At 64.9% G+C, this 22,880-nt stretch carries 20 protein-coding genes and 3 tRNA genes; all 23 read left to right on the plus strand.

Going from position 1 to position 22,880, the window contains the following annotated elements:
* Positions 1-229: 229 nt before the first annotated feature.
* The 23 genes from tpiA (at position 230) to rbfA (ending at position 22,788) form a co-directional block, all read left to right on the plus strand.
* The gene (gene tpiA, locus AC5P7R_RS10020; RefSeq protein ID WP_019660587.1) at positions 230-985 is read left to right on the plus strand and encodes a triose-phosphate isomerase; all 756 of its coding nucleotides are present in this window, start codon (positions 230-232) and stop codon (positions 983-985) included.
* Between the two features lie 31 nt (positions 986-1,016).
* Positions 1,017-1,454, plus strand: coding sequence for a preprotein translocase subunit SecG (secG, locus tag AC5P7R_RS10025; protein ID WP_019660586.1), 438 nt, complete (start codon positions 1,017-1,019; stop codon positions 1,452-1,454).
* A 51-nt stretch (positions 1,455-1,505) separates the two neighbouring features.
* Positions 1,506-1,590, plus strand: a tRNA-Leu gene (locus AC5P7R_RS10030).
* A 111-nt stretch (positions 1,591-1,701) separates the two neighbouring features.
* Positions 1,702-2,058, plus strand: coding sequence for an NADH-quinone oxidoreductase subunit A (locus AC5P7R_RS10035; RefSeq protein ID WP_010486426.1), 357 nt, complete (start codon positions 1,702-1,704; stop codon positions 2,056-2,058).
* The gene (locus AC5P7R_RS10040) at positions 2,049-2,603 is read left to right on the plus strand and encodes a NuoB/complex I 20 kDa subunit family protein (RefSeq protein ID WP_005410463.1); all 555 of its coding nucleotides are present in this window, start codon (positions 2,049-2,051) and stop codon (positions 2,601-2,603) included. The genes AC5P7R_RS10035 and AC5P7R_RS10040 overlap by 10 nt, the downstream gene beginning before the upstream one ends.
* Positions 2,604-2,636: 33 nt before the next feature.
* Positions 2,637-3,386, plus strand: a complete 750-nt coding sequence (locus AC5P7R_RS10045) for an NADH-quinone oxidoreductase subunit C (RefSeq protein ID WP_005410462.1) — start codon at positions 2,637-2,639, stop codon at positions 3,384-3,386.
* Positions 3,383-4,690: an NADH-quinone oxidoreductase subunit D gene (locus AC5P7R_RS10050; RefSeq protein ID WP_111097921.1), complete on the plus strand. Its 1,308-nt coding sequence runs from the start codon at positions 3,383-3,385 to the stop codon at positions 4,688-4,690. Before AC5P7R_RS10045 ends, AC5P7R_RS10050 begins: the two co-directional genes overlap by 4 nt.
* Positions 4,691-4,787: 97 nt before the next feature.
* A complete protein-coding gene (nuoE, locus tag AC5P7R_RS10055; protein WP_014647867.1) occupies positions 4,788-5,315 on the plus strand; it encodes an NADH-quinone oxidoreductase subunit NuoE in 528 nt (175 codons plus the stop codon).
* Positions 5,316-5,319: 4 nt separating this feature from the next.
* Positions 5,320-6,660, plus strand: a complete 1,341-nt coding sequence (gene nuoF / locus AC5P7R_RS10060) for an NADH-quinone oxidoreductase subunit NuoF (protein ID WP_005417934.1) — start codon at positions 5,320-5,322, stop codon at positions 6,658-6,660.
* On the plus strand, positions 6,657-8,891 hold the full coding sequence (nuoG, locus tag AC5P7R_RS10065; protein ID WP_021202064.1) for an NADH-quinone oxidoreductase subunit NuoG: 2,235 nt from the start codon (positions 6,657-6,659) through the stop codon (positions 8,889-8,891). Before nuoF ends, nuoG begins: the two co-directional genes overlap by 4 nt.
* Positions 8,888-9,982, plus strand: coding sequence for an NADH-quinone oxidoreductase subunit NuoH (gene nuoH, locus AC5P7R_RS10070; protein WP_058982298.1), 1,095 nt, complete (start codon positions 8,888-8,890; stop codon positions 9,980-9,982). Before nuoG ends, nuoH begins: the two co-directional genes overlap by 4 nt.
* A 4-nt stretch (positions 9,983-9,986) precedes the next feature.
* A complete protein-coding gene (nuoI, locus tag AC5P7R_RS10075) occupies positions 9,987-10,475 on the plus strand; it encodes an NADH-quinone oxidoreductase subunit NuoI (protein WP_005410456.1) in 489 nt (162 codons plus the stop codon).
* A 9-nt stretch (positions 10,476-10,484) separates the two neighbouring features.
* Positions 10,485-11,141, plus strand: coding sequence for an NADH-quinone oxidoreductase subunit J (locus tag AC5P7R_RS10080; RefSeq protein WP_019660582.1), 657 nt, complete (start codon positions 10,485-10,487; stop codon positions 11,139-11,141).
* On the plus strand, positions 11,138-11,443 hold the full coding sequence (gene nuoK / locus AC5P7R_RS10085) for an NADH-quinone oxidoreductase subunit NuoK (RefSeq protein ID WP_005417921.1): 306 nt from the start codon (positions 11,138-11,140) through the stop codon (positions 11,441-11,443). Before AC5P7R_RS10080 ends, nuoK begins: the two co-directional genes overlap by 4 nt.
* Positions 11,444-11,450: 7 nt before the next feature.
* Complete coding sequence (gene nuoL, locus AC5P7R_RS10090; protein WP_227853522.1) at positions 11,451-13,619, plus strand: NADH-quinone oxidoreductase subunit L; 2,169 nt, start codon at positions 11,451-11,453, stop codon at positions 13,617-13,619.
* A gap of 23 nt (positions 13,620-13,642) precedes the next feature.
* Complete coding sequence (locus AC5P7R_RS10095; protein ID WP_019660580.1) at positions 13,643-15,151, plus strand: NADH-quinone oxidoreductase subunit M; 1,509 nt, start codon at positions 13,643-13,645, stop codon at positions 15,149-15,151.
* 15 nt (positions 15,152-15,166) lie between these two features.
* Positions 15,167-16,627 (plus strand): NADH-quinone oxidoreductase subunit NuoN, encoded by a 1,461-nt coding sequence (gene nuoN, locus AC5P7R_RS10100; protein WP_019660579.1) that lies wholly within the window; start codon positions 15,167-15,169, stop codon positions 16,625-16,627.
* Between the two features lie 127 nt (positions 16,628-16,754).
* Positions 16,755-16,831, plus strand: a tRNA-Met gene (locus AC5P7R_RS10105).
* 82 nt (positions 16,832-16,913) lie between these two features.
* Positions 16,914-16,990: transfer RNA gene (locus AC5P7R_RS10110), tRNA-Met, on the plus strand.
* Positions 16,991-17,357: 367 nt separating this feature from the next.
* Positions 17,358-17,948: a ribosome maturation factor RimP gene (rimP, locus tag AC5P7R_RS10115; RefSeq protein ID WP_019660578.1), complete on the plus strand. Its 591-nt coding sequence runs from the start codon at positions 17,358-17,360 to the stop codon at positions 17,946-17,948.
* A gap of 4 nt (positions 17,949-17,952) precedes the next feature.
* Positions 17,953-19,464, plus strand: coding sequence for a transcription termination factor NusA (gene nusA / locus AC5P7R_RS10120; RefSeq protein ID WP_019660577.1), 1,512 nt, complete (start codon positions 17,953-17,955; stop codon positions 19,462-19,464).
* A gap of 92 nt (positions 19,465-19,556) precedes the next feature.
* Entirely contained in the window at positions 19,557-22,199 is a 2,643-nt protein-coding gene (infB, locus tag AC5P7R_RS10125; RefSeq protein ID WP_019660576.1) for a translation initiation factor IF-2, read from the plus strand.
* A gap of 205 nt (positions 22,200-22,404) precedes the next feature.
* Positions 22,405-22,788, plus strand: a complete 384-nt coding sequence (gene rbfA / locus AC5P7R_RS10130) for a 30S ribosome-binding factor RbfA (protein ID WP_019660575.1) — start codon at positions 22,405-22,407, stop codon at positions 22,786-22,788.
* Positions 22,789-22,880 lie beyond the last annotated feature (92 nt).

Raw genomic sequence — 22,880 nt, forward strand, 5'->3', positions numbered from 1 at the left:
CGATCGAGCTTACATGGACGTACTTGCAGCGCCCCCTGCGCAGTCCCACCCGCCCGGCCAAGCCCCAGATCTAGCCGGGCTCTCCGCGACCAACCAAACCCCGCCCCCCCCCCTCCGCCACGAGGGGCTGCGCCGTTGGCTGAAAATCCATGTAACCGCTTACAAGGAAACGGATTTTTGCCGCAGCGGGTATCATGCTCGGCTGACTTCACACAGGAGCCACCCGCTCATGCGCCGCAAGATCGTCGCCGGAAACTGGAAGCTGCATGGCAGCCGTCAATTCGCCAATGAACTGCTGGGGCAGGTGGCTGCCGGGCTTCCGCTGGAGGGCGTGGACGTGGTGATCCTGCCGCCGCTGCCGTACCTGGGTGAGCTGGTCGAGGACTTCGGCGCGACTGGCCTGGCCTTTGGCGCGCAGGACGTGAGCAGCAACGAGAAGGGCGCCTACACCGGCGAGGTCTGCGCGGCCATGCTGGTCGAGGTTGGGGCCCGCTATGGCCTGGTCGGCCATTCCGAGCGCCGCCAGTACCACCATGAGAGCAGCGAGCTGGTCGCGCGCAAGTTCGCCGCCGCCCAGCACGCCGGCCTGGTGCCGGTGCTGTGCGTGGGCGAGACCCTGGAACAGCGCGAGGCCGGGCAGACCGAAGCGGTCATCGCCAGCCAGCTGGCGCCGGTGCTGGAGCTGGTGGGCGCGGCAGGTTTCGCCAATGCTGTGGTCGCCTACGAGCCGGTCTGGGCCATCGGTACCGGCCGTACCGCCAGCAAGGAACAGGCACAGCAGGTGCACGCGTTCATCCGTGGCGAAGTCGCGCGCATCGATGCTAGAATCGCTGATTCACTGCCCATTGTTTACGGCGGTAGCGTGAAGCCCGACAATGCCGGGGAACTGTTCGCGCAGCCGGATGTCGATGGTGGGCTGGTCGGCGGCGCCTCCCTGGTGGCCGCGGACTTCCTGGCCATCGCACGGGCGGCGGCCGCGAACTAATCCTAGAAGTATTGTCCGAGGGCGGTTTCCAATGCTGATGTTGATCCTCAATGTCGTCTACGTGCTGGTCGCTGTGGCCATGATCGCGCTGATCCTGATGCAGCGTGGCTCGGGTGCGGCGGCAGGTTCGGGCTTTGGTGCTGGTGCCTCGGGCACGGTGTTCGGTGCGCGCGGCGCCTCGAACTTCCTGTCCAAGTCGACCAAGTGGCTGGCCGTGGTGTTCTTCGGCATCAGTCTCTTCATGGCCTGGTATGCCGGTCACGGTAGCCGCCCGGCGGCCGACCAGGATCTGGGCCTGATGTCCGCCCCGGCGGCCAGCGCGCCGGCGGCTCCGGCGGGCGAACTGCCGGCCGTTCCGAAGGCCGATGCGGTCCCGGCCGCCCCGGTTCCGGCGGCGAATGTGCCGGCTCAGGCGGAATCTTCGGTTTCTGGTGAAGAAAAGCCTTCGGAAGGCTCCCAGAAACACTGAAGCCGGTTACAATACGCGGCGCATCGGGAAGATAGTCTGATGTGATCGTTTGCCCAGGTGGCGGAATTGGTAGACGCACTACCTTGAGGTGGTAGCGACGCAAGTCGTAGGGGTTCGAGTCCCCTCTTGGGCACCATTTGTAAGTAAAGCGGGTTCGTCTGGCGCGCAAGGCGCCAGGCAGATTCCCGTCCACTCCCCCATGCCAAAGCGCCTGCAGGCGCGGCGGCAGAGGCAAGAGAGAATCGCTGTGCTGGCCGAATATTTGCCGTCTCTGCTGTTTCTGATCGTTGCCACCGGTATCGGCGTTACGCTGATGCTGGTTGGTCGATTCCTCGGTCCCCGCCGCCCCGATCTGGAAAAGCTCTCGCCGTACGAGTGCGGCTTCGAGGCCTTCGAAGACGCGCGCATGAAGTTCGATGTGCGCTACTACCTGATCGCGATCCAGTTCATCGTCTTCGACCTGGAAATCATCTTCATCGTGCCGTGGACCCAGGTCTTCATGGAACTGGGCGCCCGCTCGCTCATCACCATGGGCCTGTTCGTCGGCATGCTGTTCCTCGGTTTCATTTACGTCTGGAAGAAGGGAGCGCTGGAATGGGAGTGATTCAGACTCTCGATGGCCTCATGAACAACCCCACGCCGGAAGGCCGGGTTGATGACATCCTGCGGCCGGAAGGCGACAACCCGCTGCTGGAGAAGGGCTTCGTCACTACCAGCGTCGATGCACTGCTGAACTGGGCGCGCACCGGCTCGATGTGGCCGATGACCTTCGGCCTGGCCTGCTGCGCCGTCGAGATGATGCACGCCGGTGCCGCGCGCCTGGACCTCGACCGCTACGGCGTGGTGTTCCGCCCGTCGCCGCGTCAGTCCGACGTGATGATCGTGGCCGGCACCCTGGTCAACAAGATGGCCCCGGCGCTGCGCAAGGTCTACGACCAGATGCCGGACCCGAAGTGGGTCATCTCGATGGGTAGCTGCGCCAACGGTGGCGGCTACTACCACTACTCCTATTCTGTGGTGCGCGGCTGTGATCGCGTGGTGCCGGTGGACGTCTACGTCCCGGGCTGCCCGCCGACCGCCGAGGCGCTGGTGTACGGGATCCTGCAGCTGCAGAAGAAGATCTGGCGTACACAGACCATCGCCCGCTGACCCCTTCACCTGACAAGAGCGCGCCAAGCCCCCATGGCAGAGCAAGCATCCTTCATCGACCGACTGTCCGCACGTTTCGCTGGTGCGAAGGTCATCGTGGTCGAACCCCGCGGCGAAGTGACGCTGGAAGTGCCTGCCGCCGAGTGGCACGCCACCGCCCTGGCGCTGCGTGACGAGTTTGGTTTCGAGCAGGCCGTGGATCTGTGCGGCGTCGACTACCTCGGCTACGGCTCCGACGAGTGGGACACCGCCGATGTGTCCTCGCAGGGCTTCAGCCGTGGCGTCGAAGGCAAGGCCCAGGGCCGCTTCGCGTGGGGCGAGTTCCCCACCGAGGAAAACGGTGCCGACGGTGCCCGCCCGCAGCACATGCCGACCCAGCGCTTCGCCGTGGTCGCCCAGCTGCGTTCGTACCAGCACAACCTGATGATGCACCTGCGCTGCTTCGCCCCTGACGAAGCGCTGCCGGTGGTGTCCTCGCTGACCGGCATCTGGCCGGGCCTGAACTGGTTCGAGCGCGAAGCGTTCGATCTGTACGGCGTGATCTTCGAAGGCCACCCGGACCTGCGCCGGATCCTGACCGACTACGGTTTCGTCGGCCATCCGTTCCGCAAGGATTTCCCGCTGATCGGCAATGTCGAAGTCCGCTACGACGAAGAAAAGAAGCGCGTGATCTACGAACCGGTCACCTCGGTGGAGCCGCGTGTCGGCGTGCCGCGCGTGATCCGCGACGACGCCCGTCTGCAGACCGCAGAAGGTGAGCGCGCGCAGGAGGCAGTGAAGTGAGCCACGTACACCAGGCTGGCGAAGCGTTGGCCAGCAACGCCGCCGAAAGCCGGCAGGAAATCCGCAACTACACCATGAACTTCGGCCCGCAGCATCCGGCCGCTCACGGTGTGCTGCGCCTGATCCTGGAAATGGACGGTGAAACCATCATGCGCGCCGACCCGCACGTGGGTCTGCTGCACCGTGGTACCGAAAAGCTGGCCGAGTCCAAGCCGTTCAACCAGTCGATCGGCTACATGGATCGCCTGGATTACGTGTCGATGATGTGCAACGAGCACGCCTACGTGCGCGCGATCGAGACCCTGATGGGCATCGAGGCGCCGGAGCGTGCCCAGTACATCCGCACCATGTACGATGAAATCACCCGCATCCTCAACCACCTGATGTGGCTGGGCTCCAACGCGCTCGACCTGGGCGCGATGGCGGTGATGCTGTACGCCTTCCGCGAACGCGAAGAGCTGATGGACTGCTACGAAGCGGTTTCCGGCGCGCGCATGCACGCGGCGTACTACCGTCCGGGCGGTGTCTACCGCGACCTGCCGGACCACATGCCGAAGTACAAGGAATCGCGCTGGCACAAGGGCAAGGCGCTGAAGCAGCTCAATGCTTCGCGCGAAGGCTCGCTGCTGGACTTCCTGGAGAACTTCACCGTCGAGTTCCCCAAGCGCATCGACGAATACGAAACCCTGCTTACCGACAACCGTATCTGGAAGCAGCGTACCGTCGGCATCGGCGTGGTCACTCCCGAGCTGGCCCATCAGTGGGGCATGACCGGCGTGATGCTGCGCGGCTCGGGCATTGCCTGGGACCTGCGCAAGAAGCGTCCGTACGCCAAGTACGATGCCGTCGATTTCGACATCCCGCTGGGCAAGGAAGGTGACTGCTACGACCGCTACCTGGTCCGCGTTGCCGAAATGCGCGAATCCAACCGCATCATCAAGCAGTGCGTGGCGTGGCTGAAGGCCAACCCGGGCCCGGTGATGGTGAAGAACTTCAAGGTCGCTCCGCCCAGGCGCGAGGACATGAAGGACGACATGGAAGCGCTGATCCACCACTTCAAGCTGTTCAGCGAAGGCTACTGCGTACCGGCCGGCGAGACCTACTCGGCGGTGGAGGCCCCGAAGGGCGAGTTTGGCTGCTACCTGGTCTCCGATGGCGCCAACAAGCCGTTCCGCGTGCACCTGCGCGCGCCGGGCTTCGCCCACCTGTCCTCGATCGATTCGGTCGTGCGCGGCCACATGCTGGCCGACGTGGTGGCGATGATCGGTACCTACGACCTGGTGTTCGGCGAGGTTGACCGGTAATGCCGTCCGCTACGCCAACGCCCGCTGCAGGCAGCCGGCGCAAGCCGGCGCCGCAGTTTCTGGAATTTCACGTTATGCATTTCGCTGAGGTCGGCCGATGAAGGCGACAGGTAATTTCGAGGCGGCGCGCGACGTCGACCCGATGGTGGTGCTGAGCGACAAGACCCGCGCTCACATCGATCACTGGCTGTCCAAGTTCCCGCCGGATCGCAAGCGCTCTGCCGTGCTGCAGGGCCTGCATGCGGCCCAGGAGCAGAACCAGGGCTGGCTGACCGACGAGCTGATCGCCGCCGTGGCCAAGTACCTGGACCTGCCGCCGGTCTGGGCCTACGAGGTCGCCAGCTTCTACTCGATGTTCGAGACCGAGAAGGTGGGCCGCAACAACGTGGCCATCTGCACCAACATCAGCTGCTGGCTCAATGGCGCCGAAGACATCGTGCGCCACTGCGAGAAGAAGCTGGGCATCAAGCACGGTGAATCGACCCCGGATGGCCGCGTCTACCTCAAGCGCGAGGAAGAGTGCCTGGCCGGCTGCGGCGGCGCACCGATGATGGTCATCAACGGTCACTACCATGAGCGTCTGACCCTGGAAAAGGTCGACGAGCTGCTGGACGGGCTGGAGTAAGGGCATGGCACATCACCACGAATCCAAGGGTCCGGTCGGCCCCGCGCCGCTGCCGCACCAGGTGGTCTACACCACCCTGCATTACGACACCCCGTGGTCGTACGAAAGCTACCTGAAGACCGGTGGTTACGCCGCCCTGCGCAAGATCCTCGAAGAGAAGATCCCGCCGGAGCAGGTCATCGAGATGGTCAAGGCCTCGGGCCTGCGCGGCCGCGGTGGCGCAGGCTTCCCGACCGGCCTGAAGTGGTCCTTCATGCCCAAGGGCAACATGCAGAAGTACATCCTCTGCAACTCGGACGAATCCGAGCCGGGCACCTGCAAGGACCGCGACATCCTGCGCTACAACCCGCACTCGGTGGTGGAGGGCATGGCGATCGCCTGCTACGCCACCGGTTCGACCGTGGGCTACAACTACCTGCGCGGTGAGTTCCACCACGAGCCGTTCGAGCACTTCGAGCAGGCCCTGGCCGACGCCTATGCGAACGGCTGGCTGGGCAAGAACATCCTCGGCAGCGGCGTGGACATCGACATCTACGGTGCGCTGGGCGCCGGCGCCTACATCTGCGGTGAAGAAACCGCGCTGATGGAATCGCTGGAAGGCAAGAAGGGCCAGCCGCGCTACAAGCCGCCGTTCCCGGCAAACTTCGGCCTCTACGGCAAGCCGTCGACGATCAACAACACCGAAACCTACGGTTCGGTGCCGGCGATCATCCGCAACGGCCCGGAGTGGTTCAAGGGCCTGAGCCTGACCGCCAACGGCGGCCCGAAGTGCTTCTCGGTGTCCGGCTGCGTGCAGAACGGCGGCAACTTTGAAGTACCGCTGGGCACCACCTTCGACGACCTGCTGGAAATGGCCGGTGGCCTGCGTCCGGGCCGCAAGCTCAAGGGCGCGATTCCGGGCGGCGTGTCGATGCCGGTGCTGACCGCGGCCGAGCTGAAGGGCCTGCCGATGGACTACGACACCATCCGTGCGCTGGGCTCCGGCCTGGGTTCGGGGGCCATCGTGGTGCTCGACGACAGCGTCTGCTGCGTCAAGTTCGCCTGCCGCATCAGCCAGTTCTTCCACAAGGAATCGTGCGGCCAGTGCACGCCGTGCCGTGAAGGTACCGGCTGGATGCACCGCGTGCTGGAGCGCATCGTCGCCGGCAAGGCCACGATGGAAGACCTGCACCAGCTGAAGGCGGTGGCCGGCCAGATCGAAGGCCACACCATCTGTGCGTTCGGTGAAGCGGCTGCATGGCCCATCCAGGGCTTCCTGCGCCAGTTCTGGGACGAATTCGAGTACTACATCGTCAACGGTCATTCGATGGTTGACGGCAAGAAGGTGGAGGCAGCCGCCGCATGAGCGCGCAACCCGTAAACCCGAACGTGCCACCAGACCACGTGACCATCGAGATCGATGGCAAGTCGCTGGTCGTGCCCAAGGGTTCGATGATCATCCAGGCAGCCGACAAGGCCGGCATTCCGATTCCGCGCTTCTGCTACCACGAGAAGCTGCCGATCGCCGCCAACTGCCGCATGTGCCTGGTGGACGTGGAGAAGTCGCCGAAGCCGGCGCCGGCCTGCGCTACCCCGGTGATGGACGGCATGAAGGTCGCCACCCGCAGTGAGAAGGCACTGAAGTTCCAGCGCTCGGTGATGGAGTTCCTGCTCATCAACCATCCGCTGGACTGCCCGATCTGCGATCAGGGCGGCGAGTGCGAACTGCAGGACGTATCGCTGGGCTATGGCCGTTCGGTCAGCCGTTTCAACGAGCGCAAGCGCGTGGTGCCGGACGAGGACATGGGGCCGCTGGTGGCCACCGAGATGACCCGTTGCATCCAGTGCACCCGCTGCGTCCGCTTCACCGCCGACGTTGCCGGTACCTACGAACTGGGTGGCATGTACCGCGGTGAGAACCTGCAGATCGGCACCTTCGACGGCAAGCCGCTGACCACCGAGCTGTCGGGCAACGTCGTCGACGTCTGCCCGGTCGGCGCGCTGACCAACAAGGTGTTCCAGTTCCGCGCCCGCCCGTGGGAGCTGACCGCGCGCGAGTCGCTGGGCTACCACGACGCGATGGGTTCGAACCTGTTCCTGCACGTGCGTCGCGGCGAAGTGCTGCGCACCGTGCCGCGCGACAACGAAGCGGTGAACGAGTGCTGGCTGTCCGACCGCGACCGCTACTCGCACCAGGGCCTGTACAGCGAAGACCGCGCGGTCAAGCCGCTGCGCAAGGTCAATGGCGAGTGGAAGGAAGTGAGCTGGGCCGAAGGCCTGGCCGCAGCCGCCGAGATCCTCAAGGCGAACCAGGGCGACAACCTGGGCGTGCTGGTGCATCCGTCGACCTCGAACGAGGAGGGTGCGCTGCTGGCCCGCCTGGCCAAGGGCCTGGGCTCGGGCAACATCGACCACCGCATCAACAACCGCGATTTCTCCGACGCCGCAACCGCCGAAGTGTTCGGCCTGCCGCTGGCCGAGATCGAAGGCGCCGACCGCATCGTCGTCCTGGGCAGCAACATCCGCCACGAACTGCCGCTGCTGCACGCCCGCCTGCGCAAGGCGCAGACAACCAAGGGCGCGAAGATCCACGTCATCAATCCGGTGGACTTCGACTTTGCCTTCAGCATTGCCGGCAAGCAGATCGTCGCACCGTCCAAGTTCGTCGATGCGCTGGCCAGCAGCGAGCTGCGTTCGGCAGTGCAGGGCGGCAACAACACCGTGCTGATCGTCGGTGGCATCGCCGAGAATCACCCGCAGGCTGCCGCGATCCGCGCCGCGGCGCGTGACTTCGCCGCAGCGACCGGTGCCAAGCTGTGCCGCATCCCGCAGGGCGCCAACGCCGTGGGCCTGACCCGCGCCGGCGTGCTGCCGGCCGGCAAGGACGTCGCCGCGATGCTGGCGCAGCCGCGCCAGGCCTACGTGGTGTACGGGCTGGAGCCGGGCCTGGACTTCGCCGATGCACCGGCCGCGCGCAAGGCGCTGGTGGGTGCCCAGGTGGTGGCGTTCAGCCACTTCGCCTGCGCCTCGACCCGCGACGTTGCAGACGTGATCCTGCCGATCGGTGCGCTGCCGGAAATCGATGCCACCCTGACCAACCTCGATGGTCGCGAGCAGTCGGCCCGTGCCGGCGGCAAGCTGCCGGGCGAGGCCCGTGAAGGCTGGCGCGTGCTGCGCGCCCTGGGCGGCGACATGGCGCTGGCCGGTTTCGACTTCACCGACCTGGCCGGACTGCGTGCCAGCCTGGCCCCCGTGTCGGTCAGTATTGCCGCTTCGGCACAGCCGGCGGTTGCCGGTGAGGGCCTGGAAGTGGCTTCGACCGCCGCGATCTACCGCACCGATGCGGTGGTCCGTCGCGCGCCGGCGCTGCAGTCGCATCCGCTCAACAACGCCCCGCGCATCGTGCTGAACGCTGAAGATGCCGCTCGCCTGCAGCTGCAGGAAGGGCAGATGGCCAAGGTCGGCACCGATGCCGGCAAGGCCACCCTGCCGGTGGTGGTCGACGCCCGCGTCGCAGCGGGTTCGGTCTGGATTGAATCGGGCCACGGCGCGACCGCGCCGCTGGGTGCCGCTCGCGTATCGGTGGTGGCTGCATGAACGAATTGCTGTTGAACGCGGTCGACCCGCTGCACCAGTGGCTGCTGGGCCTCGGTGACATCGGCGCGCTGATCTGGATCATCCTGAAGATCCTGGTGATCGCCGTTCCGGTGATCATCTCGGTGGCCTTCTACGTGGTCTGGGAACGCAAGCTGATCGGCTGGATGCACGTCCGCCACGGCCCGATGTATGTGGGCATGGGCATCTTCCAGGCCTTCGCCGACGTCTTCAAGCTGCTGTTCAAGGAAGTGGTCCAGCCGAGCAGCGCCAACAAGGCGATCTACCTGCTGGCCCCGCTGATCACCCTGGCCCCGGCCTTCGCGGCCTGGTCGGTGGTCCCCTTCGATTCGCAGATCGTGCTGTCCAACGCCAACGCCGGCCTGCTGTACCTGCTGGCGATGACCTCGCTGGGCATCTACGGCATCATCCTGGCCGGCTGGGCGTCCAACTCGAAGTACGCGTTCCTGGGTGCGATGCGCGCCTCGGCACAGATGATCAGCTATGAAATCGCCATGGGCTTTGCCCTGGTCGGCGTGATGATCGCCTCGGGCAGCCTGAACCTGAGCAACATCGTGATGGCGCAGGCCGGCAGTTCCGGCTTCTTCGACTGGTTCCTGCTGCCTTTGTTCCCGCTGTTCGTCATCTACTGGGTGTCGGGCGTGGCTGAAACCAACCGCGCGCCGTTCGACGTGGTGGAAGGCGAATCGGAAATCGTCGCCGGCCACATGGTCGAGTACTCCGGCGGCGCGTTCGCCCTGTTCTTCCTGGCCGAATACGCGAACATGATCCTGATCAGCTTCCTGATCTCGATCTTCTTCCTCGGCGGCTGGCTGAGCCCGGTCCAGGGCTGGGTCAACTTCGGCGATGTCTCGCCGCTGGTCGACTGGGTCTGGAAGGGCGGCGCGCCGTGGCTGTTCGTCAAGGTGTTCTTCTTCGCCAGTGCCTACATCTGGTTCCGTGCCAGCTTCCCGCGCTTCCGCTACGACCAGATCATGCGCCTGGGCTGGAAGGTCTTCATCCCGCTGGCCATTCTGTGGATCGCGGTTACCGCCGTCATGGTGTTCTTCGGCGTGATTCAAAAGGGCGTCTAAAGTGATGAACAGGATTACCCATTACTTCAAGAGCCTGCTGCTGCTCGAACTGCTGGCGGGCCTCTGGCTGACGCTGAAGTACAGCTTCAAGCCGAAGTACACGATGATGTACCCGATGGAGAAGTTCCCGCAGTCGCCGCGCTTCCGTGGCCTGCACGCGCTGCGCCGTTACCCCAACGGCGAAGAGCGCTGCATTGCCTGCAAGCTGTGCGAAGCGGTGTGCCCGGCGCTGGCCATCACCATCGACTCGGCCAAGCGCGAGGACGGAACCCGCCGCACCACGCGCTACGACATCGACCTGTTCAAGTGCATCTTCTGCGGCTTCTGCGAGGAAAGCTGCCCGGTGGACTCGATCGTCGAAACCCACATCCTCGAGTACCACTTCGAGAATCGTGGCGAAAACATCGTTACCAAGCCGCAGCTGCTGGCCCTGGGCGACCGTCTCGAAAACGAGATCGCCGAGCGTCGTGCCGCCGATGCCGCTTACCGCTGAGGTCGAGAGATGGATTGGGTAAATATCGCTTTCTGGGTGTTCGCCATCGCGGCAACGGTTTCGGCCGGTGCGGTGATCAGCGTGCGCAACCCGGTTCACGCCGTGCTCTGCCTGGTGCTGACCTTCTTCTCCATTGCCTGCGTGTGGCTGCTGGTGGGCGCCGAGTTCCTCGGTGTGGCGCTGGTGCTGGTCTACGTCGGCGCGGTGATGGTGCTGTTCCTGTTCGTGGTGATGATGCTGGACATCGACCCCACCAAGCTGCGTGAGGGCTGGGTGCGCTACCTGCCGGTCGGCCTCATCGTCGCCGTCGCGATGCTGGTGCAGATGCTGATCCTGATCGGCGTCAAGGCGCGTTCGGCCACGCCGTTCCCGGCCGACAACGCCGCTGCGGTCGCCGCCGACACGTCCAACATCACCTGGCTGGCGCGCACGTTGTTCACCGAGTACCTGCTTCCGTTCGAGTTCGCCGCCGTCATCCTGACCGTGGCCGTGGTTGCTGCCGTGATGCTGACCCTGCGTCGCCGCACCGGCGTCAAGAGCCAGAACCCGGGTGAGCAGACCATGGTCAAGGCCGGCCAGCGTCTGCGGATGGTCAAGATGGGGGCCGAGGCCCCGGTCGTGCACAGCAACAGCAAGCCGGCCACCGGCGAGGAGACCCAGCCGTGATTACCCTTGGCCACATCCTTGCGCTTGGCGCGGTGCTGTTCGCCATCAGCCTGGCCGGCATCTTCCTCAACCGGAAGAACGTCATCGTCCTGCTGATGTCGATCGAACTGATGCTGCTGTCGGTGAACATCAACTTCGTCGGCTTCTCGCGCCAGCTGGGCGATCCGTCCGGCCAGCTGTTCGTGTTCTTCATCCTGACCGTCGCCGCCGCGGAAGCCGCCATCGGCCTGGCGATCCTGGTGACCCTGTTCCGTACCCGCCGCACGATCAATGTCGGCGAAGTCGATTCGTTGAAGGGCTGATCCACAGATGGAAATCACTCTCTCCAAGAGTCTGTTGATCGCAGTGGTGCTCGCACCGCTGTTCGGCAGCATCATCGCCGGCCTGTTCGGTCGCCAGGTCAAGCGCTTCGGCGCGCAGACCATCACCATCCTCGGCGTCGCGGTGGCCTGCGGCCTGTCGATGTACACGTTCTACCAGTTGATGTGGGGCGGCGCGCAGCCGTTCAACCAGAACATCTACACGTTCTTTGAAGTCGGCCAGTATTCGGCGCACGTCGGCTTCATGGTCGACAAGCTGACCGCGATGATGATGGTAGTGGTGACCTTCGTGTCGCTGCTGGTCCACATCTACACGATCGGCTACATGCAGGACGACCCGGGCTACCAGCGGTTCTTCAGCTACATCTCGCTGTTCACCTTCTCGATGCTCACCCTGGTGATGAGCAACAATTTCCTGCAGCTGTTCTTCGGCTGGGAAGCGGTGGGCCTGGTGTCGTACCTGCTGATCGGCTTCTGGTTCAAGCGCCCGACCGCGATCTTCGCCAACATGAAGGCGTTCCTGGTCAACCGCGTCGGTGACTTCGGCTTCCTGCTGGGCATCGCCGGCGTGCTGTGGGTGTTCGGCACCCTGGACTACTCGCAGGTGTTCTCGCAGGCCGGCATGCTGGCTGACCCGCGCGCCCAGCTGCAGATCTGGGACGGCACCATCCTGGGCATGCAGCTGCTGAACGAGCCGGTGATCTGGTCGATCGCCACCGTCATCTGCATCTGCCTGTTCATTGGTGCCATGGGCAAGTCGGCCCAGGTCCCGCTGCATGTGTGGCTGCCGGACTCGATGGAAGGCCCGACCCCGATCTCGGCACTGATCCACGCCGCGACGATGGTGACAGCCGGTATCTTCATGGTCACCCGCATGTCACCGCTGTTCGAGCTGTCGCAGACCGCGCTGAACTTCGTGCTGTTCATCGGTGCCACCACCGCGTTCTTCACCGGCCTGATCGGCATCGTGCAGAACGACATCAAGCGCGTCGTCGCGTATTCCACGCTGTCCCAGCTGGGCTACATGACGGTTGCACTGGGCGTGTCGGCCTATTCGGCCGCCGTGTTCCACCTGATGACCCACGCCTTCTTCAAGGCCCTGCTGTTCCTGGGCGCCGGCTCGGTCATCATCGCGATGCACCACGAGCAGGACATGCGCAAGATGGGCGGCCTGCGCAAGTACATGCCGATCACCTTCATCACCATGTGGGTCGGTACCCTGGCGCTGGTGGGTACGCCGTTCTTCTCCGGCTTCTACTCGAAGGACACCATCATCGAGGCGGCCGAGCTGCACGCGCACCTGTCCAACAACTGGGTGGCCACCTACGGCTACTGGGCCGTACTGGGCGGCGTGATCGTCACCAGCTTCTACAGCTTCCGCCTGCTGTTCCTGACCTTCCATGGCAAGGAACGATTCCGCGACACGCATGATGACCACGCGCATGGCCATGGCCATGACGAGCACCATGCCGCCGACGCCCACCACGGCGATGCGCATCACGACGACCACGGCCATGGCCACGGTCCTCATGAGCCGCACGAAACCCCGTGGGTGGTGACCCTGCCGCTGATCCTGCTGGCCATCCCTTCGATCGCCATCGGCTTCTTCAGCATCGGTCCGATGCTGTATGGCACCGACTGGGCCGGCCACCACGCGCACGACGCCATCAAGGGACAGGCGCATACGTTCTTCACTGGCATCGTCGACTTCTACGATCCGGCCAAGAACACCATCGGCTTCCTGGGCGAGGAGTTCCATGGCCCGGTCGCGTTCGCGCTGCACGGCATGATGGCGCCGGCGTTCGTGCTGACCGTTGCGGGCTTCCTGCTGGCCGCACTGTTCTACCTGTGGAAGCCGGACCTGTCGGGCAAGGCCCGCAAGACCTTCGCTCCGCTGGTTTCGGTGCTGGAAAACAAGTACGGCTTCGACAAGCTGTGGATCGATGGCTTTGCCGGTGGCAGCGTCAAGCTGGGCAAGGTCTCGCGCTGGATCGACAGCAACATCGTCGACGGCGTGGTCAATCTCTCGGCACGTGTTGTGGACGTCGCAGCCGGCGTGCTGCGTCGTACCCAATCCGGTTTCCTCTATCACTACGCCTTCGCGATGATCATCGGCCTGATTGCCCTGCTGGGCGTGCTGATGCATTACCTGCGTTGATGACCTGTACGGAATAAGAAGACGTGTCGAACTGGCCTCTACTCAGTGTCCTCATCTGGCTGCCGATCATCGGTGGCGCCCTGATCCTTGCGATCCGTGATGCGCAGACCGCCCGCTGGGCGTCGCTGGGCGTAGCGGTGCTGACGTTCGTGGCGAGCCTCTCGCTGCTGAGCGGCTACAACGCGGGCGTCGACGGTCTGCAGTTCGTCGAGACCCACGCCTGGATCCCGGCGTACAAGATCGGCTACAACCTGGGCGTGGACGGCATTGCCGTGGCGCTGATCCTGCTGACCACCCTGGTCAGCGTGCTTGCCCTGATCGGCGCCTGGAGCGCCATCGACAAGCGCGTGAACCAGTACGTGGCGGCCTTCCTTATCCTGGAAGGCGTCACCGTGGGCATCTTTGCTGCGACGGACGCGATGCTGTTCTACGTGTTCTTCGAAGCGATGCTGATTCCGATGTTCCTGATCATCGGTGTCTGGGGCGGCCCGCGCCGCATCTACGCCGCGCTGAAGTTCTTCCTGTACACCTTCCTCGGCTCGGTGCTGATGCTGGTGGCGCTGATCTACCTGTACATGAAGGGCGGAAGCTTCCAGCTGGCCGACCTGTACGCACTGCCGCTGTCGGCCAAGGAACAGACCTGGATCTTCTTCGCCTTCCTGATCGCCTTCGCGGTCAAGGTGCCGATGTTCCCGGTCCACACCTGGCTGCCGGACGCCCACGTGGAAGCGCCGACCGCCGGTTCGGTGATCCTGGCCGCGATCGCCCTGAAGATCGGTGGCTACGGCTTCCTGCGCTTCAACCTGCCGATCGTTCCGGACGCGTCGCAGGAATGGGCCTGGCTGGTGATCGCGTTGTCGCTGATCGCAGTGATCTATGTCGGCCTGGTCGCCCTGGTGCAGGACGACATGAAGAAGCTGATCGCCTACTCGTCGATCGCGCACATGGGCTTTGTCACCCTCGGCACCTTCATCGCCCTGTGGCTGGTGCGTGAAGCCGGCAACGCCGATGCCGCCCGCCTGGGCCTGCAGGGCGCCATGGTGCAGATGATCTCGCACGGCTTCGTGTCCGGCGCCATGTTCTCCTGCGTCGGCGTGCTGTACGACCGCATGCACAGCCGCCGCATCGCCGATTACGGCGGCGTGGTCAACGTGATGCCGTGGTTCGCCACCTTCGCCATGCTGTTCTTCATGGCCAATGCTGGCCTGCCGGGTACCAGCGGTTTCGTCGGCGAGTTCATGGTCATCCTCTCGGCCTTCCAGCGTAATCCGTGGATCGCGCTGGGCGCGGCCACCACCCTGATCATCGGCGCCGCCTACACCCTGTGGCTGTACAAGCGCATCTTCTTCGGCGAAGTGGCCAACAGCCATGTGGCCGAACTGAAGGACATCAACGGCCGCGAATGGCTGGTGCTGGGCGTGTTCGCCATCGGCGTGCTGGCCCTGGGCATCTACCCCAAGCCGCTGACCGACCTGATGGAGCCCTCGATCGCGAAGCTGGCGATGCAGATCGCATCCAGCAAGCTGCTGTAATTCCAGGATTTGATGATGACCACCTCGCCGCTGCTGCCATTGACCGCCGCTGACCTGCCACCGCTCGCTCCCGAGCTGGTGCTGATCGGCAGCGCCTTCGCCCTGATGATCCTCGACCTGTTCGTCAGCAACCGGAACAAGATCGTCACCCACCTGTTCGCGCTCGCTGCGCTGGCCGTGGTGCTGTTCATGCTGGCCACCGGCGTGGGCGGGCAGGGGGAGGTCTTCCATGGCATGTTCGTGCGCGATACCGCCGCGGACGTGATGAAGACCGGGATCGTGCTGCTCAGCGGCCTGACCCTGATCTACGGCTGGCGCTACCTGCGTGACCGCAACCTGTTCCAGGGCGAGATCCCGGTGCTGATCCTGTTCGGTACCGCCGGCATGATGATCCTGGTCTCGGCCGGCAGCCTGCTGATGGTCTACCTGGGCCTGGAGCTGCTGGCGCTGTGCTCCTACGCCCTGGTCGCCAGCAACCGTGAAAACGGCCTGGCCTCGGAAGCGGCGATGAAGTACATCGTGCTGGGCTCGCTGGCCTCGGGCCTGCTGCTGTACGGCATGTCGCTGATCTACGGCGCCACCGGCAGCCTGCACCTGGACGTCATCCGCGATGCCATCCCGCACTCGGAAGAGCGCGTGCTGCTGATCACCGGTGCGGTGTTCATGATCGCCGGCGTCGCCTTCAAGCTGGGCGCCGCGCCGTTCCACATGTGGCTGCCGGACGTCTACCAGGGTGCCCCGGCACCGATCGCGCTGTTCATCAGCTCGGCGCCGAAGCTGGCGGCCTTCGGCATGGCCTACCGCCTGCTGGAAATGGGCGTGGGGCCGCTGTCGACCGAGCTGCAGCTGCTCATTGCCGGCCTGGCCGCAGTCTCGCTGGTCATCGGCAACCTGATGGCCATCGCGCAGAGCAACCTCAAGCGAATGCTGGCGTTCTCCACCGTCTCGCACATCGGCTTCCTGCTGATGGGCATCGCCGGTGGCGGCGCGCAGGGCTATGCCGCCGCGCTGTTCTACGCACTGGCCTACGCCATCATGTCGACCGCTGCCTTCGGTGCGATCATCGCCCTGTCGCGCGCCGGTTTCGAAGCCGAGAACATCGAGGACTTCAAGGGGCTCAACGCCCGCAATCCGTGGATGGCCGGCCTGGTGCTGTGCATCATGGCGTCGCTGGCCGGCATCCCGCCGTTCCTGGGGTTCTGGACCAAGCTGGCGGTGCTGGGCGCGGCCGTCAACGGCGGCCTGCTGTGGCTGGCCATCCTTGGCGTGCTGTGCGCCGTGGTGGGCTGCTTCTACTACCTGCGCGTCATCAAGGTCATGTACTTCGATGAGCCGGTGGGCGAGGCCATGCCGCGCAGCAACGACCGCGTACTGGGCCTGGTGCTGGGCGTGAACGCGCTGGCACTGCTGGCGCTGGGCCTTGCCTGGAACCCGATCATGGTCTGGTGCCAGCAGGCATTTGCGCATCTTGCATAAAAATTGACACAAAGCTGCGCGATTCGTGTAATATGCGCAGCCTGAGTTGTCACTGCAGCGGTTCAGCCAGAACATCGTTGCGGTAGCCGTCCTCGAAAGAGCGCAGCAGCAGTTCAAACACTTCCGGTGCGGGGTGGAGCAGTCTGGCAGCTCGTCGGGCTCATAACCCGAAGGTCGCAGGTTCAAATCCTGCCCCCGCTACCAACGTCGGATCGGCGCCAACCGATTTGATGGATGAGGGAAAGCTTGCATGTTTCGAAGCGATCGCTCATAATTCCGCTCCTGATGCGGGGTGGAGCAGTCTGGCAGCTCGTCGGGCTCATAACCCGAAGGTCGCAGGTTCAAATCCTGCCCCCGCTACCAAGTAAAGAGATCGCCTTCGAAGTCCTCCTTCGAAGGCGTTTTTCTTTGGGCTGTGGCCCGTTTCTGTAGAGTCGAGCCATGCCCGAACTGCCGGTGCGGAAAAGGGGCTGCCCCCAGGCCCGCACCTTGCACCAGCGCGGTGCAGCCGCTATCATCAGCGGCCTAGCAGTACCCCTGAAGGCGGCCTCCCAGCGGGAGTCCGGATCCGGAAGGAGGGCCGCGACCGGCAGGCAATGCAGGTTGCAACCGGAATCCAGTCACCGGAGTCTTTCCGGAAAAGGGGCCCAGCGGGCCCTTTGTCGTTTCCGGGGCGTCATGTTTTCACGCTGGCCAAGGCCGGCACCCAACCAAGAGATCAAGGCAGGCTGTGAGCGACAAGGCAACCGACATCGCGAATCTGCTCGCCCCGACCGTTGTGTCGCTGGGCCTGGAGCTGCTGGGCGTTGAGTATCTGCCGGCCCCCGGCGGTGCGACCCTGCGCCTTTACATCGACGTGCCACTGGCTGAACAGCCCGAGCGCATCATCAATGTCGACGACTGTGAGCGGGTCAGCCGCGAAGTGTCGGCGCAGCTGGACGTCGAAGACCCGATCAGCGGCAATTACACGCTGGAAGTGTCCTCGCCGGGCGTGGATCGCCCGTTGTTCAACCTGGAGCAGTTCGCTCGCCACCAGGGTGAATCGGCCAAGGTCACGCTGAAGCTGCCGCAGGACAACCGTCGTCGCCTGCAGGGGCGTATCGAGGCGACCGACGAGGCTGCGGGCACCATCACCTTCATCGTCGACAAGGCCGAAGTGGTGGTGTCGGCCGACAACATCGACAAGGCACGGATCATGCCCGACTGGGTGGCGCTGGGGCTGGCCCCGAGCAAGCCGACCGGTCCGGCACCGAAGCGTCCGAAGCCGAACACGAATTCTTCTTCCAACGAGCCGGCGGCAAAGAAGCCGCGCGCGGAGTGAGCCAATGAGCAAGGAACTGTTGCTGGTAGTCGACGCAGTCGCCAACGAGAAGGGCGTGCCGCGTGAAGTGATCTTCGATGCCATCGAGGCCGCTCTGGCCTCGGCAGCGAAGAAGCGCTATCCCGACGAGGAAGTGCTGACCCGCGTGGTCATCGACCACAAGGATGGCAGCTACGAAACCTTCCGCCGCTGGGAAGTGGTGGCCGATGATGTGGTCATGGAGTCGCCCGACCGCCAGATCCGCCTGATGGATGCCGTCGACGAAGCCGAAGGCGTCGAGGTCGGCGACTACATCGAAGAACAGATCGAGAACCCGGACTTCGGCCGCATTGCTGCCCAGGCCGCCAAGCAGGTCATCGTCCAGCGCGTGCGCGAAGCCGAGCGCCAGCAGGTCGTGGACGCGTGGAAGGATCGTGTCGGTGAGTTGATCACCGGCGTGGTCAAGCGCGCCGAGCGTGGCAACATCTATGTCGACCTCGGCGGCAACGCCGAAGGCTTCATTCCGAAGGACAAGGGCATCCCGCGCGACGTGCTGCGCGCCGGTGACCGCGTGCGCGGCTACCTGGCCGAGGTCCGTTCGGAACCGCGTGGTCCGCAGCTGTTCATCAGCCGCGCCGCCCCGGAATTCATGATCGAGCTGTTCAAGCTGGAAGTGCCGGAAGTCGGCCAGGGCCTGGTGGAAATCAAGGCCTGTGCGCGCGATCCGGGCGATCGCGCCAAGATCGCCGTGCTGGCCCACGACCAGCGCACCGATCCGATCGGTGCCTGCATCGGCATGCGCGGTTCGCGCGTGCAGGCCGTGTCCAACGAGCTCAACGGCGAGCGCGTGGACATCGTGCTGTGGAACGACAATCCGGCCAACTTCGTCATCAATGCGATGGCGCCGGCCGAAGTCCAGTCGATCATCGTCGATGAAGACAAGCACTCGATGGACCTGGCCGTTGCCGAAGACCGTCTCGCCCAGGCGATCGGCAAGGGCGGCCAGAACGTGCGCCTGGCCAGCCGCCTGACCGGCTGGCAGCTCAACGTGATGACCCAGGACCAGGTCACCGCCAAGTCGGAGGCCGAGCAGGCCGCCGCACGCCAGCTGTTCATGGACAAGCTGGAAGTGGACGAAGAGATCGCCGGCATCCTGGTCAGCGAAGGCTTCGGCACCGTCGAGGAAATCGCATATGTCCCGGTCGGCGAACTGCTGGCCGTGGAAGGTTTCGACGAAGACATCGTCGAAGAGCTGCGCGCTCGTGCCCGCGATGCGCTGCTCAATGAGGCCCTGGCAGTCGAGGAAGGCCTTGAAGACGGCCAGCCGGCGCAGGACCTGCTGTCCCTGAAGGGCATGGACGAAGCCACCGCGTATGCGCTGGCCGGCCACGGCGTGCGTACCAGCGAGGACCTGTCCGACCTGGCCGCCGACGAGGTCATGGACTTCGGCATTGAAGGGCTGGACCAGGAGCGCGCTGCGGCGCTGATCCTGGCCGCGCGTGCCGAGGAGATCGCCCGACTGGAACGCGGCGAATGAGCCGGCAATGAACAGGGCCCTGAGCCGCTCAGGGCGTAGAATCCGCGCCACCTCCAGATGCGGGGGGGCGCCCACAAGATCATAGGATCCGAATGTCGCAGCAAACCACCATCCGCAAGCTTGCCGAACTGGTCAACACGCCGGTCGAAAAACTGCTGGAACAGCTGGCCGGTGCCGGCATGAAGTTCAGCGGTCCCGACCAGGTCGTGACCAGTACCGAGAAGGTGAAGCTCCTGGGCTTCCTTCGTCGTTCGCACGGCAAGCCCGAGCAGGCCCCGGAAGAGACGGATCAGTCTGCAAAGAAGATCACGCTCAACCGCCGGAAACAGCAGGAAGTGACGGTCAGTTCCGGTCGCAGCAAGACGACCGTGAATGTCGAGGTGCGCCAGAAGCGTACCTACGTCAAGGATGGTGCTCGCGCCATGACGCCGGACGAAGAGCGCGCCGACATCCTGCGCAAGCTGGAAGAGTCGCGTGCGCGCAACCTCGCCGAACAGCAGGCGCTGGCCGAAAAGGATCGTCTGCGCGACGAAGCCATCGTCCGTGCCCGCGAGGAAGAGGCCGCCGCCAAGGAACGCGCCGAGGCCGAGAAGAAGGCCGCCGAGGAAGCTGCGGCTGCCGCCAAGGCGGCCGAGACGCTGGCTGCCAGCAAGCCCAAGCGTGCTCCGATCGACGAAACCGCGCCGCGCCCGCCGCGCGCCCCGGCGACAGCTCCGGCTGCGCCGCGCAGTGCGCCGCCGCCGCGCAACGACGACCGCAACAACCGCAGCGCGCCGCGCAACGAGCGTGGCCCGGGTGATCGTTTCGCCGGCCAGATGCACCTGTCTGCGGCCGATCGTGCGCGTCGTGGCAACAGCAACAACAGCAACACCCGTGGTCGTCCGGGCGGCCGCAACCAGGCCGGTGGCCGTCGCGACATGTCGCGTGGTGGCAACAACGCCGGCCCGCACGCGTTCGAACGTCCGACCGCACCGGTGGTGCGTGAAGTGGCGATCGGCGACACCATTACCGTGGCCGACCTGGCGCAGAAGCTTGCGCTGAAGGGTGGCGAGGTGGTGAAGGCGCTGTTCAAGATGGGCGTGATGGCCACCATCACCCAGTCCATCGACCATGACACCGCCGCGCTGGTGACCGAAGAACTCGGCCACAAGGCGATCCGTGCCAACGACAACGACGCCGAAGACGCGCTGCTGGCCTCGGCCGGTGAAAACCAGGGCGAAGCCACCCAGCGTCCGCCGGTGGTCACCATCATGGGCCACGTCGACCACGGCAAGACCTCGCTGCTGGATTACATCCGCCGCACCAAGGTTGCCACCGGCGAAGCCGGCGGCATCACCCAGCACATCGGTGCCTACCACGTGGATACGCCCAAGGGCGTGATCAGCTTCCTGGATACCCCGGGCCACGCGGCGTTCACCTCGATGCGTGCGCGCGGCGCCAAGCTGACCGACATCGTGGTGCTGGTCGTTGCTGCCGATGACGGCGTCATGCCGCAGACCAAGGAAGCGATCCAGCACGCCCGTTCGGCGGGTGTGCCGCTGATCGTGGCGATCAACAAGATCGACAAGTCCGACGCCGACCCGATGCGGGTCAAGAACGAACTGCTGTCCGAGCAGGTCGTGGCCGAGGACTTCGGTGGTGACACCCAGATGGTGGAGATCTCGGCCAAGACCGGCCTGGGCATCGACGACCTGCTGGACGCCATCTCGATCCAGGCCGAACTGCTGGAACTGAAGGCGGTCGACGAAGGCCGGGCCTCGGGCGTGGTGATCGAATCGTCGCTGGACAAGGGCCGTGGCCCGGTCGCCACCGTGCTGGTGCAGCAGGGTCGCCTGAAGAAGGGCGATTACCTGGTGTGCGGCATCCAGTACGGCCGCGTGCGTGCGCTGTTCGACGAAACCGGCAAGCAGCCGGAGTTCGCCGGCCCGTCCATCCCGGTGCAGGTCCTGGGCCTGTCCGGCGTGCCGGAAGCCGGTGACGACTTCGTGGTCGTCGAGGACGAGCGCCTGGCCAAGGACGTTGCCCAGCAGCGTGAGACCAAGCGCCGTGAATCGCGCCTGGTCGCCACCGCGGGCAGCCGCATGGAAGACATCATGGCGACCCTGGGCAAGGGCGAGGGCCAGCAGGTCCTCAACCTGGTCATCAAGGCCGACGTGCAGGGTTCGGTGCAGGCCCTGAGCCAGGCACTGGTCGCGCTGTCCAACGACGACATCCGCATCAACGTGATCCACTCCGGCGTGGGCGGCATCACCGAGTCGGACGCCAACTCGGCGGCCGCTTCGAAGGCCACCGTCATCGGCTTCAACGTGCGTGCGGATGCTTCGGCCCGTCGCATCATCGAATCCAACGGCGTGGACCTGCGTTACTTCTCGATCATCTATGACGTGATCGATCAGGTGAAGCAGGTGGCCTCCGGCCTGCTGGGCGTGGAGATCCGCGAAGAGATCATCGGTATCGCCGAGGTCCGCGACGTCTTCCGCAGCTCCAAGCTGGGCGCTGTTGCCGGCTCGATGGTCATCGAGGGCGTGGTCAAGCGCAACAAGCCGATCCGCGTGCTGCGCGACAGCGTGGTGATCTTCGAGGGCGAGCTGGAATCGCTGCGTCGCTTCAAGGAGAACGTCGAGGAAGTCCGCAACGGTACCGAATGCGGTATCGCGGTGAAGGCCTACAACGACGTCAAGCCGGGTGACCAGATCGAGTGCTTCGAGCGTATCGAAGTGCCGCGCACCCTGTAATGCTGCAAGGCGGCCCGACCAACGGTCGGGCCCTACCGTGATGTAGAACCCGACCAACGGTCGGGTACCATGGTAGATGTAGCGCCCGACCGTTGGCCGGGCGACAATCGAATCAAAGATGGCGCCCGACCGTTGGCCGGGCGACAATCGAATCAAAGGTAGCGCCCGACCGTTGGTCGGGCGACAACTGAACCAAGAGCTCCTCGTGCCCAAGACTTTCCATCGAACCGACCGTGTCTCTGCCCAGCTGCGCCGCGAACTCGGCACCCTGGTGCACAACGCCGTGCGCGAGCACGGGTTGCCCTCGGTGAGCGTGTCCGACGTGGAAATCACCCGCGACATGGCTCATGCCAAGGTCTTCGTCACCGCGCTGATGCCGGAGCGTTCGGCGGAAGCGGTGGCCGGCCTGAAGGAACTGGGCTACCGCCTGCGCATGGACCTGGCCCGGGCGATGAAGCTGCGCCATGTGCCGGAGCTGCATTTCCACTACGACGACTCGGTCGATCGTGGCGAGCATATCGACAACCTCCTGCGCGACCTGCCCGATACGCTGGCCGCGGAGAAGCGTCGCGAGAGCGACGAAGAATAAGCCAGCGCCGGGCCCATGCCCGGCGTCTTTTCATTCTGACCGTGCGAGGCCGGACGCTGGCCGCGCTTCGCGCTCGCCGGGCATGGCCCGGC

The sequence above is a fragment of the Stenotrophomonas sp. YJH_SMC_27 genome, assembly GCF_059369815.1.

What these genes read in the sequence shown, in the direction of transcription:
- tpiA (WP_019660587.1), top strand. Translation starts at nt 230, where the DNA reads ATGCGCCGCAAGATCGTCGCCGGAAACTGGAAGCTGCATGGCAGCCGT.
- secG (WP_019660586.1), top strand. Translation starts at nt 1,017, where the DNA reads ATGCTGATGTTGATCCTCAATGTCGTCTACGTGCTGGTCGCTGTGGCC.
- AC5P7R_RS10040 (WP_005410463.1), top strand. Translation starts at nt 2,049, where the DNA reads ATGGGAGTGATTCAGACTCTCGATGGCCTCATGAACAACCCCACGCCG.
- AC5P7R_RS10045 (WP_005410462.1), top strand. Translation starts at nt 2,637, where the DNA reads ATGGCAGAGCAAGCATCCTTCATCGACCGACTGTCCGCACGTTTCGCT.
- nuoE (WP_014647867.1), top strand. Translation starts at nt 4,788, where the DNA reads ATGAAGGCGACAGGTAATTTCGAGGCGGCGCGCGACGTCGACCCGATG.
- nuoF (WP_005417934.1), top strand. Translation starts at nt 5,320, where the DNA reads ATGGCACATCACCACGAATCCAAGGGTCCGGTCGGCCCCGCGCCGCTG.
- nuoG (WP_021202064.1), top strand. Translation starts at nt 6,657, where the DNA reads ATGAGCGCGCAACCCGTAAACCCGAACGTGCCACCAGACCACGTGACC.
- nuoH (WP_058982298.1), top strand. Translation starts at nt 8,888, where the DNA reads ATGAACGAATTGCTGTTGAACGCGGTCGACCCGCTGCACCAGTGGCTG.
- nuoI (WP_005410456.1), top strand. Translation starts at nt 9,987, where the DNA reads ATGAACAGGATTACCCATTACTTCAAGAGCCTGCTGCTGCTCGAACTG.
- AC5P7R_RS10080 (WP_019660582.1), top strand. Translation starts at nt 10,485, where the DNA reads ATGGATTGGGTAAATATCGCTTTCTGGGTGTTCGCCATCGCGGCAACG.
- nuoL (WP_227853522.1), top strand. Translation starts at nt 11,451, where the DNA reads ATGGAAATCACTCTCTCCAAGAGTCTGTTGATCGCAGTGGTGCTCGCA.
- nuoN (WP_019660579.1), top strand. Translation starts at nt 15,167, where the DNA reads ATGACCACCTCGCCGCTGCTGCCATTGACCGCCGCTGACCTGCCACCG.
- nusA (WP_019660577.1), top strand. Translation starts at nt 17,953, where the DNA reads ATGAGCAAGGAACTGTTGCTGGTAGTCGACGCAGTCGCCAACGAGAAG.
- infB (WP_019660576.1), top strand. Translation starts at nt 19,557, where the DNA reads ATGTCGCAGCAAACCACCATCCGCAAGCTTGCCGAACTGGTCAACACG.